The 11,621-nt window shown below is 65.5% G+C and carries 8 protein-coding genes; 7 read left to right on the top strand and 1 reads right to left on the bottom strand.

Translation table 11 applies throughout. The annotated features are described in order from the left end of the window. Positions 1 to 100 precede the first annotated feature (100 nt). The 6 genes from ACI38Z_RS06230 (at position 101) to ACI38Z_RS06255 (ending at position 6,680) form a co-directional block, all read left to right on the top strand. Positions 101 to 1,045: a DegV family protein gene (locus ACI38Z_RS06230; protein ID WP_439789333.1), complete on the top strand. Its 945-nt coding sequence runs from the start codon at positions 101 to 103 to the stop codon at positions 1,043 to 1,045. A 28-nt stretch (positions 1,046 to 1,073) separates the two neighbouring features. Beyond that, a complete protein-coding gene (locus ACI38Z_RS06235; protein WP_439789334.1) occupies positions 1,074 to 3,122 on the top strand; it encodes a subtype A tannase in 2,049 nt (682 codons plus the stop codon). 131 nt (positions 3,123 to 3,253) lie between these two features. Beyond that, positions 3,254 to 3,751, top strand: a complete 498-nt coding sequence (locus ACI38Z_RS06240; RefSeq protein ID WP_439789335.1) for a CarD family transcriptional regulator — start codon at positions 3,254 to 3,256, stop codon at positions 3,749 to 3,751. A 180-nt stretch (positions 3,752 to 3,931) separates the two neighbouring features. Further along, on the top strand, positions 3,932 to 4,228 hold the full coding sequence (locus ACI38Z_RS06245; RefSeq protein WP_439789336.1) for an ACT domain-containing protein: 297 nt from the start codon (positions 3,932 to 3,934) through the stop codon (positions 4,226 to 4,228). Between the two features lie 65 nt (positions 4,229 to 4,293). Beyond that, positions 4,294 to 5,760: a citrate synthase gene (locus ACI38Z_RS06250; protein WP_439789337.1), complete on the top strand. Its 1,467-nt coding sequence runs from the start codon at positions 4,294 to 4,296 to the stop codon at positions 5,758 to 5,760. Positions 5,761 to 5,765: 5 nt separating this feature from the next. Beyond that, on the top strand, positions 5,766 to 6,680 hold the full coding sequence (locus ACI38Z_RS06255) for an HAD family hydrolase (protein WP_439789338.1): 915 nt from the start codon (positions 5,766 to 5,768) through the stop codon (positions 6,678 to 6,680). 173 nt (positions 6,681 to 6,853) lie between these two features. Here the strand turns inward: ACI38Z_RS06255 and ACI38Z_RS06260 are convergent, their stop codons facing one another. After that, entirely contained in the window at positions 6,854 to 9,160 is a 2,307-nt protein-coding gene (locus ACI38Z_RS06260) for a KUP/HAK/KT family potassium transporter (protein ID WP_439789339.1), read from the bottom strand. A gap of 401 nt (positions 9,161 to 9,561) precedes the next feature. On the opposite strand from ACI38Z_RS06260, the gene ACI38Z_RS06265 reads away from it, so the two are divergent. Next, complete coding sequence (locus tag ACI38Z_RS06265; RefSeq protein ID WP_439789340.1) at positions 9,562 to 11,091, top strand: S10 family peptidase; 1,530 nt, start codon at positions 9,562 to 9,564, stop codon at positions 11,089 to 11,091. The last annotated feature ends 530 nt before the right edge of the window (positions 11,092 to 11,621 follow it).

Here is an 11,621-nt window from a genome sequence, read left to right on the forward strand (position 1 = left end):
TATGCCGTCTGCGCGGGCCATGCGTTCCTCCAAGGTTCGAAATGCGTTTATAGCCGTACAATAGCACCATGCGAAACTTCGATGGCAAGGTAAGGTTCACATGAAGGCCAAGTTCAACCTGATGACGGATTCCACGTGCGACTTCTCGATTGAGGACGTCAGGCGGGCGGGAATCACGTACCTGCCGTTCACCTATACGGAGGACGGCAAGGGCGACAATGCGCTCTCGGGCCCGGACGACCTGTTCCAGACCATAAGCGCGCACGACTTCTACGAGCGCATCCGCTGGGGCGCGACGCCCAAGACGTCGCAGCCGTCGCAGCTCGTGTACGAGGAGGCGTTCCGCAAGGCGGCGGAGCTCGACGTCCCCACCGTGCTCCTCACTATCTCGAGCGGCATCTCAGGCGGCTACAACGGTGCCGTCATGGCGCGTGACCGCGTACAGGAGGAGCTGGGGCGCGACCTGCCCATCTACATCGTGGACACGCTGATTGCGTCCACCTCGTTCTATCTGCTGCTGGAGGAGGGCGTGCGTCAGCGCGACAAGGGCCTCACGGCGGAGGAGTTCGTCCGCTGGGTGGAGGACGCGCGCTACCACGTCTGGACCATCTTCATGGTCGACAACCTGGACACGCTGCACCGCGGCGGGCGCATCCCCAAGACCGTGGCGCTGGTGTCCTCCGCGCTCGACGCGAAGCCGCTGCTCTCGTGGAAGCTCAACGGCGAGCTCACGATTCTGGGCGTGACGCGCGGCCGCAAGAAGGGCATGCGCAAGATGTGCGAGTACTACGAGAAGCACCGCTCCCAGCTGCAGTACCCGGCCGTGGCGGCCATCGGCAACGCCGACTGCGAGAACGACGGCCTGCGCCTGGGTGCCATGATCGCCGACATAGACGACTCCGCGCGCATCCTCACCTCAACCATCGGGCCGACCATCGGCTGCCACGTGGGACCCGGCATGCTGTCGTGCTGCTTCTGGGGCGATGACCGCCGCGAGCGCAAGAACGCGATCACGGGCAAGGTGAAGGGCGTGCGCCAGGGCTAGCGTCTGGCAGGCGGGGATGGACGATCACATGAGCATGAGCAGAAGGGGCTTTCTGGCCCTGGCCGCCGCATCGGCGGCAGCGGGGCTTTCGGCCTGCGCCAAGTCGGGGGAGTCCAACAAGCCCGAGGACAACAAGGTCGACCTGAGCGAGTTCAAGGACCTCGAGCTGGACGACTCCAAGTGGATGTACGACGACTCGAACGACTGCTACTACCAGCTCGGCCTCTCGTACTGCACCAAGCCGGCGGCGGGCAACTACGAGGCGCTCGCCATCTTCGTTCCGGGCAAGTACTTCAAAGGCGAGAAGAGCGGCAGCACGTGGAGCTGCAAGGTCAACTCCAAGGCGAAGGTCGGCTCGTTCACGGCGAGCACGGCGCCCGTCGTGATGCCCGTCAATTCTGCGCGGCTCTCGTCCGAGGGCTGTCCCACCGCCTACTCCTACGACGGCCTGCGCACCTACCTCGCGCGCGGGCTCGTGTACGTGTACGCGGGCTTCCGCGGGCGCTCGGGCGGCTACGTGAGCGACTCAGAGGAGCAGTACTCCGGCGGCGCGCCCTGGCCGGTGGTTGACCTCAAGGCGGCCGTGCGCTTCCTGCGCTACAACCGCGACCACCTGCCCATCGACCCCAAGCGCATCTTCGTGTTTGGCCTCGGGGCCGGCGGCGGCGTCGCGGCCTGCATGGGCGCGCTGGGGGATTCCGGGGTCTTCTCGCCCTACCTGAGCAAGATCGGCGCCGCGACGCACGACGCGGACGGCCACTCCATATCAGACGCCGTGTACGGCTCCGCCTCGTGGTGCCCCGAGACCTCGTTCGACGCGGCCGACAGCGGCTACGAGTGGATGATGGGCCAGTTCGCGACCGATGATACCCGCAAGGACGGCAGCTGGAAGAAGCTCCTCTCTGACGACCTGGCGGGCGCGTTTGGCAAGTACGTCAACAAGCTGGGCCTCACGAACGACGACGGCGACAAGCTCAAGCTCGAGTCCGTGCAGGATGGCAGCTACCTTGCGGGCACGTACTACGACCACCTGCTGAAGCAGATCGAGGGCTCCGCCGAGAAGTTCTTCTCGACCACGAGCTTCCCCTACACCTTCACGCCCGGTCGCCTGGTGGACACGGTGTTCCCGGGCGACCCCAACCTCGACACTGACAGCGCCGTCGCGATCGACACGGTGACGGGCGAGGTCGTGGACGCCTCCACGGCCGCAGCGGCCGCCGGCGCGACCCAGACGGGCAACGCGTCGTCCGCGGCGACGGGCGGCACCACGGGCGAGAAGGACGACTCCTCCAGCTCGGACGCGTCCTCGAGCGCGACGTCCGACGTCGGCGGCAGCGCGGACGCCTCGGCCGGAACCGGCACGACGACCACGTCCTCCGGCACGACTGCCGGCACGACGACCACGGGGACCGCGGCCGCGTCGGGCGTGAGCGTGGTCCAGTCCACGGTGTACGACAGCGCGGAGAGCTACGTGAGCGCGCTCAACAAGGACGAGCGCTGGATCACGTACAGCCCCAGCGCGGGCGGCGTGTCCATCACGAGCCTGTGGGACTTCGTCACGCACTGCCGCGCCAACGTGCGCGGCGTGTGCGCCTATGACGCGCTGGACCGCTCGACCATCGCGAACCAGCTCTTTGGCGTGGACGACGACTCGAGCCTGCACTTCGACGAGACGCTGGCCGACCTCCTGAAGGACAACGCGAGCCGCTACGCGGAGCGCTCGGGCTTTGACGACGGTCTCGTGGACGACTGGGAGAAGGACGTGGCCAAGCTCGACTCGCTCAACACGGACATGGAGTCGCGCGTGGACGCCATGAACCCGCTCTACGGCCTCTCCGGGCACTACGCGGGCTACGGCTCCTGTGAGGTGGCGCCGTACTGGCGCATCAACACGGGGCTCTTCCAGACGGCGACCCCGCTCACGATGGACGTGAACCTCGTGCTGGCGCTGAACGCCTACGACGGCGTCAAGGACGTGCAGTTCAACCCCGTGTGGGGCCGCGGCTTCGAGCTTGCCGAGGTGAGCGGCGACGCCCAGACCAACCTCGCGGAGTGGGTGGTGTCCTGCTGCAAGTAGCCTCTCGCAAAAGGTAAACGCAATAAGCTACACCTTGCGCAGTGCATGCGCAAGGGAGATTCGCCATAAGCTTGAATTTTTTTGGCAAATGCGCTAACATTACTCTCATATAAGCGAGAGGAGTGCTGCGTATGTACGAAGTCGGCCAGTATGTCGTCCATCCGGGTCAAGGCGTCTGCAAGGTGGAGGCAATCGAGGAGAAGCCAAGGGCGACGTACATGCTCATGCCCGTTGGCGGACGGCACCCCATGCGCATCAGCTTCCCCGTCGCGAGTGAGGGCAGGCTTCGCCCGATCATCGGGAGCGAGCAGGCAAAGGAGCTCATAGGCGAGTACCCGCAGCTCCCCGTGGAGAAGCTGGGCAACCACACCAACGCGCTGGAGGAGGAGCGGTTCAAGGACGAGCTGCGCAACGGCACCTGCAGGGACGCCGTGCGCATCGCCAAGACGTTCCACGCCCGCATCGCGGAGGTAAAGGCGTCCAACAAGAAGCCGCCCGTCGTGTACGAGCGCATCTTCAAGCAGGCGAGCGAGCGCTCCCTGCAGGAGCTTGCCGTCGCGCTCGACATGAGCGTGGACGACGTGCGCGAGCTCTTCCTCAACGAGGGCGAGGACGCGAGCCAGAACTAGGTTCTTCTCGCCCGGCGCGACCCTCTTGCGCTGCCGTTCCGCTGCCCGCGCCGCCCACGTTTCAATATGGGCTCAAACGCGTTGGCGCGGCAGGCACCCGACCGCCCCTTGGATACAATGGGGGAGAAGAGCAACCAGCGCGCACGCACGTCGCGCGCGCATGACGCCGATGGGGGACCGATGGCAGACACGAACGAGAATCCCAAGACCAGGGCGGTCATCACCGTGCTGGGCAGCGACCGCTCCGGCATCGTCGCGGCGGTGGCGACGGCCCTGTCGCAGCATGACGCCAACATCCTGGACATCTCGCAGACGATCCTGCAGGGCACGTTCACGATGACCATGCTCGTGGACCTGGCCCCCTCAGACGTGGAGTTCTCGCAGCTGCAGGAGCAGCTGGACAGCCTCTCCAAGGAGATAGGCGTCCAGATCACCATGCAGCGCGAGGAGGTCTTCAAGTTCATGTACCGCCTGTAGGCGGGTTGCGCCCGTCCCTGTGTGGCGGGCGTTCTTCTCGCCCATAAAAAAATAAAGGAGACGACATGCCCCTGCCCTTTGACCCGCTGGCCCAGCGGCCGCGGCGCTACCTTACGACCGAGAACACGTCCATGTTCGAGCACGTGCTCGACCAGTACCCCATGCCGTCCGTGGGCCTGGGCAGGCCCGAGGTGTCCGACCTCCTGTACGAGGGCGGGCGCAACGTGGACGTGGTGCCGCCGGAGCTGTACGCGCGCTACGACGTGAAGCGCGGCCTGCGCAACGCGGACGGCTCGGGCGTGCTCGTGGGCCTCACGACCATATCCAACGTGCACGGCTACAACAAGGTTGACGGCAAGATCGTGCCGGACGAGGGCGACCTCACGTACCGCGGCTACCACGTGGCGGACCTGATCCGCGCGGCGCAGCAGGAGGACCGCTTTGGCTACGAGGAGGTCTCGTACCTGCTGCTCACGGGCAACCTCCCCACGCCGGCCCAGCTGGACGACTTCAAGGCGCGCATCGGCAGCCGCCACCAGCTGCCCGAGGGCTACCTGCGCATCTTCCCGCGCACCACGTTCAGCCCCTCCATCATGAACGTGCTGCAGCGAGCCACGCTCCTGCTGTACGCGTTCGACAACAACCCGGACGACACAAGCCCCGTGCACGAGGTGGACGTGGCGCTGTCGCTCTTGGGCCGCTGGCCGCGCGTGGCGTCCGTCGCGCACCAGGCCTACGCCGCCGCCAAGACCGGCGCCGTGCCCGTGGTCCCGCCCGCTCGCGAGGACTTCAGCATGGCCGAGACGATCCTGGACGTCCTGCGCGGCGACGAGGGCTTCAGCCACGACGAGGCCATGATGCTCGACGTCATGCTGATGCTCCACGCGGAGCACGGCGGCGGCAACAACTCCACGTTCACGTGCAGGGTCCTGAGCTCCTCCGGCACGGACGCCTACTCCGCCTACGCGGCGGCGCTCGGCTCGCTCAAGGGGCCGCGCCACGGCGGCGCCAACGCCAAGGCCGGCGAGATGGTGGACGACGCGGCCGAGCACATCGAGGACTGGTCCTCGGACGACCAGGTGGCCGCCTACCTCACGGACGTGCTGGCGGGCAAGGCCTTTGACGGCAAGGGGCTCATCTACGGCATCGGCCACGCGGTCTACACCAAGAGCGACCCCCGCGCGCAGATCGTGAAGGGCTACGCCAAGACCCTCGCCCAGAAGAAGGGCACGGCCGAGGCGGAGAAGTTCGAGCTCATCGAGCGGATAGAGCGCCTTGCGCCCGAGGTCATGCGCGACGTGCGCGGCATCACCAAGCCGCTTTGCGCCAACATCGACCTCTACACCGGCTTCGTGTACCACATGCTGGGCATCCCGCGTGACCTCTTCACCCCCATATTCGCCATCGCGCGCATGTCCGGCTGGGCGGCGCATCGCATGGAGGAGCTCTACGGCCCGGCGCGCATCATCCGCCCGGCGTACAACTCCTACATGACCGAGCGTCCCTACGTGCCGCTTGCCGACCGCAGGTGAGCGCAGTGGGCGAGAAGGACGCGGCCCCGGGCCCGGGCGCCGCTCGGCCCGAGTCTGACGTGCGGCCCGCAGGCGCGCGGCCCGAGGCCGACGTGCGCATCGTGTTTGCCGACATGGACGACACGTTTCTCGCGCGCGACAAGAGCGTGCCGGAGCGGAACCTCGCGCTTCTGGACCTGCTGGCGGAGTGGGGGATCGTCTTCGTGCCGTGCACGGGGCGCCCGTTTGGCGCCGTGAGCGAGCGCGTGCTCGCTCATCCCGCGACGGCCTACGTGGTGGGCTCCGACGGCGCCGCCGTGACGGACGTGCGCGAGAAGGGCACGCCCAGGACGGCGCACCTCTCCGCGCTGGGCAAGCCGCGCGCGCTGGCACTGTACGACCGCGTGCACGAGCTGCCCGTGACGTTTGACGTGTTCTGGGGCGGCAGCATTTACGTGAGCCGCGACCGCTACGACCTCATGCGCGGCTTCGACGTGACCGAGTACGACCGCACCATGTACTACCGCTATCGCACACCCGTGGACAAGCCCACGCCCGCGCTGGTCGAGGGCCTTGGGGGCGTGGAGCGCCTGACGCTCTACACGCCGAGCCCGGACGTGCGTGCCCAGGCCATCGCGGCGATCGAGGCGGACCCCACGCTGCACTACACGTACTCGAGCGCGTACAACCTCGAGGTGATGGACGCCAACACGAGCAAGGGCGCCGCCGTGGGCTGGCTGCTCGCGCACCTGGGCATCCCGCGCGAGGCGTCCGTGGGCTTTGGCGACTCCCCAAACGACCTCCCCATGATGGAGGCCGTGGGCACGGGCGTGGCCGTCGCGAACGCCTACCCCGAGGTGCGGCAGGCCGCCGCGGACACGGCCCCCTGGACCTGCGACGAGGCCGCGGTGGCGCGCTACATGGAGCGCCTGCTGGGGTAGCGCGTCGCGCGTTGCGCGTCGCGTGTGGCGCGCGACATCCCGTATGGGCTTGCGGTGCCCGCGGGGGAGAAGGACGCGGCTGACTAAACGAGAACGAGCCAAAAAAGGATCGGGACCCGTCCCTTGCGAGGCGGGTCCCGATCTCTGTTGGAACGCGGTGTGGGCGATGGGCGCTAGTTCTTCTCGCCCGCGTCAGGGGCGTCGGTGGTGGAGTCGTCCTCGGGGAGGTCGTCCTCGGGCTCCTCCTCGTCGACGCGCAGGGGACGGAAGCTCGCGGTGTCGCCACCGATGACGGAGTGCTCGACCTCGACGGCGTTGGCCTCCGTGTCGCGCTTCATCTTGTCGGAGAAGATGTCGTCGTCCTCGGCCGCCTGCATGGGCTCCTCGACGCGCTTCATGGCGCCGGAGTTGCTCGGCGCGAGCGTGCCGGCCTCGCTGTCGGGGACGCGCGTGAGCCTGTGCTGGCGCTTGGTGCGCGCGAACAGGGGCACGTACTCGTAGATGACGGAGGAGTTCTCGAGGCCGTACCAGCGGGCGGGCGAGCCGCAGACGTGGCGGATCATGTACTTGATCTCCATGATGCGGCGGTTGAAGCCGGAGATCTCGGTCTCGGGGGTGAGGACCTTGCGGACGAGGCAGAAGCGGAAGTCGCCCACGGTGGAGTGCTCGCGGTAGATGGAGTAGCGGTGCTGCTGCGGGGCGAGCTGGCCGCGGTTAACGAGGTCGGCCACGATCTGGTACAGGTACGTGTTGACGCGCTGGTTGACCTTGAAGCCGAGGCGCAGCTGGACCTTGAAGAGGAAGTCCGTGCCGTAGTTGTTGACGATGAACTCGTGCGTGTTGGGCTCGTCGGTCACCATCACGTTGAGGAAGTAGTACGCACGGGCGCGCTTGGGGCGCTTGTCCAGGATGGAGTAGAGGATGTCGCGGTCGAGCTTGTCGGGCGAGGAGTCGTTGGTGAGGAAGACGAGGTTGTCCGCGATGATGGGGTAGTCGTCATCGTCACGCAGCTGCGCGATCTGGTCGATGTACTTGCTCACGGGCAGGTAGACGGACTGCGTGTGCTCGATGGCCGTGCCGCGGCGCCACACGTACATGACGATGAAGATGAGCGTCGCCATGAGGACGGTGAAGTAGCCGCCATGGAAGAACTTCGTGAGCGACGAGAAGAAGAACATGAGCTCGATCGCGCCGAAGAACAGGACGAACAGCAGCGCGAGGCCGTGCTTGTTCCAGATCTTGGAGATGTAGGTGTAGAGAAGGACGGTCGTCATGAGCATGGTGACCGTGATGGCCAGACCGTACGCCGCCTCCATGTGGCTGGAGCTCCTGAAGAGAAGAACGACGAAGACGCAGGCGACCCACATGATGTTGTTGACGAGCGGGATGTAGATCTGGCCCTTGGTCTGGGAGGGGAAGTTGATCTTCATGTGGGGCATGAGGTTGAGGTGGATTGCCTCGCTCACGATGGAGAAGGAGCCCGTGATGAGCGCCTGGGACGCGATGATGGACGCCATGGCGGAGAGCACTACCTCGAGGAAGCGGAGGTTCTCGGGCACGATCTGGAAGAACGGGTTGAGGTCGGGCGTGGCGGCGAGCGCCTTGGAGGCGTTGTGCGCGAGGATCCAGGCACCCTGGCCCAGGTAGTTGAGGATCAGGCAGACCTTGACGAACGGCCAGGTGGCGTAGATGTTGGGCTTGCCGACGTGGCCCATGTCGGAGTACAGGGCCTCGGCGCCGGTAGTGCAGAGGAAGACGTTGCCGAGCACCATGAGGCCGGCGGCGTTGATGGAGCCGTCGAACAGGAAGCGGATGCCACGCAGCGGGTTGAGCGCGCGGAAGACGTTGAGGTCGAGGCCGATGTTGAGGATGCCGGTGATGCCGAGGAAGAGGAACCAGACGGTCATGATGGGGCCGAACGCCTTGCCGATGGCCGAGGTGCCGGCGCGCTGCACGACGAACAGGACGCACAGGATGATGATCGTGATGGCAACGACGATGTCCTGGTTGTTGCCGATGATCGCGTAGAAGAAGTCGATGGTGCGAAGGCCCTCGATTGCGGTGGTGACGGTGACCGCCGGCGTGAGGATGCCGTCTGCCAGGAGCGCGGCGCCGCCGATCATGGCGGGGAAGATGAGCCACTTGCCGCAGCGGCGGACGAGCGAGTACAGCGCGAAGATGCCGCCCTCGTTATGGTTGTCCGCCTTCATGGCGATGAGGACGTACTTGATCGTGGTGATCAGCGTGAGCGTCCAGATGATGAGGGACAGTGCGCCGAGCACCGTGTCCTGCCCCATGGTGGTGAGGCCGCCGTTGTCGGCCATGATCGCCTTGAGCGTGTACATGGGGCTGGTGCCGATGTCGCCGTAGACGACGCCGAGGGCAACGAGGATCATGCCTGCCGATAGGGGAATGCCGGTGTACTTGCGCCGCTTGACTTGCGCACCCTTCGGCAAGGTCGGCATTTTGGTGTTTGACATAGCGCTCCAATGTCAATCGGGTCCGATGTCCGCGAAGGCCACATATACGTTCTTGTACCCATGGAACCGCAGCGAACCTTGGGTCTGCGGTAGACGTGCGAAAGCCGTCGCGAACGACATACAACGCGAAATCCTAGCACTGAACAGGGGAGAATGCGCCCGACGCACGGTGCCGCCACATATCCGAGCAAGTCTGTTTGACTGTATGACATGGGCATGGGATTGCATTAAGGGCTGCTTACGCAATTGTGACGCGTTGGGCCGAGCCGCGGTGGAAGCGAGGTGGGGCTTTGCGACCGCGATGACCATGGGCGCGTATCGGGCGTAGACTGTCCCTCGGCAATCTGCACTGGCGGGCCACGGCGAGGCTTGCGTGGCCCCAGGACGAAAGGCACAGCTTTATGGCAGAAGAGAACGCGAGCGAGACGCCGGCGAACCAGGCGCACACGAAGATCCAGGACGCCTTCATGTCGGTTCCCGCGGATGCGGTGACGACGACCCCCGAGCCGGCGACCGCCGACCTGACGTGGCATGGCTCCAAGGAGACCGAGGGCGAGGAGATGAGCTACCGCTGCACGGCCGCCCATCTGGACGTGCGCTCGGATACCGGGAAGCTCGTGGGCAAGATGTTCAGCCTCACCTACGTGGCGCTTGACGAGGACGGTAACGCGAGCCCTTCTCGCCCGGTTACGTTCTGCTATAACGGCGGCCCCGGATGCGCGAGCGTGCCCATCAACTTTGGCGGCGTGGGGCCGCGCCGCGTGCGGACCGACGGCGTGAGCCACCTCGCGTACCCCATCGAGGTCGAGGACAACCCCTACACGCTGCTGCGCGAGTCCGACCTGGTGTTTCTTGACGCGCTGGGCACCGGCTTCTCGAGCCTGGCGGCCGACGCCGACACGAAGAAGGTCTTTGGGACGGACGGCGACGCCGATGCGTTCTGCCGTGCGATCACGACCTGGCTCGAGGAGAACGGTCGCTGGGGCAGCCCGGTGTACCTGTTTGGCGAGTCGTACGGCACGGTGCGCAACGCGATCCTGATGCGCCTGCTGGGCGAGCGCGACGTGAAGGTCGCCGGCGTCACGATGCTCTCCGCGATCTTCGACTGGGTGCAGGTGCTCGAGGGCGAGGACCTGTACCACCTGGGCATGACCCCGGTCTACGCCGCGACCGCGCACTACTTTGGCAAGGTCGGCGCGGGCGAGGACCCGAACAAGTGGTACAACCGCGCGCTCAAGTTCACCGAGGACACGCTGGCGCCCGCGCTGCTGAAGGGTGACCGCCTGGGCCGCGAGCGCGAGGCGGACATCGCCTGGCAGTACTCCGAGCTGATCGGGCTTCCCACCAAGCACATCCAGCGCTGCCACCTGCGCATCACGCTGGACGACTTCCGTCGCAACGTGCTTCTGGACGACGGGAAGGTCTGCGGCAGGCTGGACACGCGCTTCTCGTCCGACGCGCCGTCGTTTGCGCAGAACTCTTCCGAGTGGTTTGCGGGGGAGGACGCCGCGGACGACGCCGTGGAGTCGAGCTGGACGACGGCGTTCAGGAGCTTCCTGCGTGACGAGCTTGGGTACCACGCGCCGGCGCGCTACATCTCGAGCAACTACGAGCAGGTGGGCGTCAACTGGAACTGGGAGCATCGCGAGCCTGGCAGGATGGAGGCTTCCGCCTGCCCCAACTTCGCGACGGACATCGCGTGCGCAATGCGCCGCAACCCCCGGATGAAGGTCGCCATCCTTGGTGGGCGCTACGACGCGGCGACCCCGTACTGGAACGTGATGCATGACATGAGCTGCCAGTTCCTGAGCGATGAGCTGAAGGGTCGCCTGGAGTGGCACCGCTACGGCTGCGGTCACATGGCGTATGTGGACGTTCCGACGCTGGCTCAGATGAGCAAGGACATGGAGGTCTTCTACAAGAAGGCGTAGAGGACTTTCGCGCCAAGGCGCACCGGCGGCGGCTGGTGCGCCTTGGTCTTTCTGCCTGATCAAGATTGATTGTCGATAATTTGCTGGCTCGGCAAAGTTTCCTCGGTGCAGTTGCACGGCAAAGGGGTTTGAGTGTACTTTCCGCTCCGTTTGCAGTCGGCTTCTTCTCAATAAGGCGTCCGTTGGCTCAATCTGGTGGTTGAAAAGTACCCTCAAATCCTGCGAGCTGGACAACTCAGGGACTTGAGCGCGTTTGTTAGGGTCGATGGCAATCCGCAAATACACTCAAACCCTACTTTGGTGCACCAGGTCTAGAAATTCTTTGTCTGAGCCGCATCCGCAGTGGATCCGAGAGCTTTCGTCCTCGATTGGTTCTTATCGAGCAAGCACATCTTCCATGAGGCGACCGTCAAAGTCGAGTAGTTTGGCGAGCAGAGCCTGTCTCTGTCCAACTTCAAAGGCATTAAGCGACCACCTGCGGCGACCCATTGTGAGGGCAACTGATTGGAAGGCGTTATCGAGTGCAGTGA

The organism is Parafannyhessea sp. (genome assembly GCF_051876455.1).
GTDB lineage: Bacteria > Actinomycetota > Coriobacteriia > Coriobacteriales > Atopobiaceae > Parafannyhessea.

Excerpts from the sequence above, each read along its gene's own strand:
- ACI38Z_RS06245 (WP_439789336.1), top strand. The coding sequence starts at position 3,932 with ATGGCAGACACGAACGAGAATCCCAAGACCAGGGCGGTCATCACCGTG.
- ACI38Z_RS06235 (WP_439789334.1), top strand. The coding sequence starts at position 1,074 with ATGAGCATGAGCAGAAGGGGCTTTCTGGCCCTGGCCGCCGCATCGGCG.
- ACI38Z_RS06260 (WP_439789339.1), bottom strand. The coding sequence starts at position 9,160 with ATGTCAAACACCAAAATGCCGACCTTGCCGAAGGGTGCGCAAGTCAAG.
- ACI38Z_RS06240 (WP_439789335.1), top strand. The coding sequence starts at position 3,254 with ATGTACGAAGTCGGCCAGTATGTCGTCCATCCGGGTCAAGGCGTCTGC.
- ACI38Z_RS06230 (WP_439789333.1), top strand. The coding sequence starts at position 101 with ATGAAGGCCAAGTTCAACCTGATGACGGATTCCACGTGCGACTTCTCG.
- ACI38Z_RS06265 (WP_439789340.1), top strand. The coding sequence starts at position 9,562 with ATGGCAGAAGAGAACGCGAGCGAGACGCCGGCGAACCAGGCGCACACG.
- ACI38Z_RS06250 (WP_439789337.1), top strand. The coding sequence starts at position 4,294 with ATGCCCCTGCCCTTTGACCCGCTGGCCCAGCGGCCGCGGCGCTACCTT.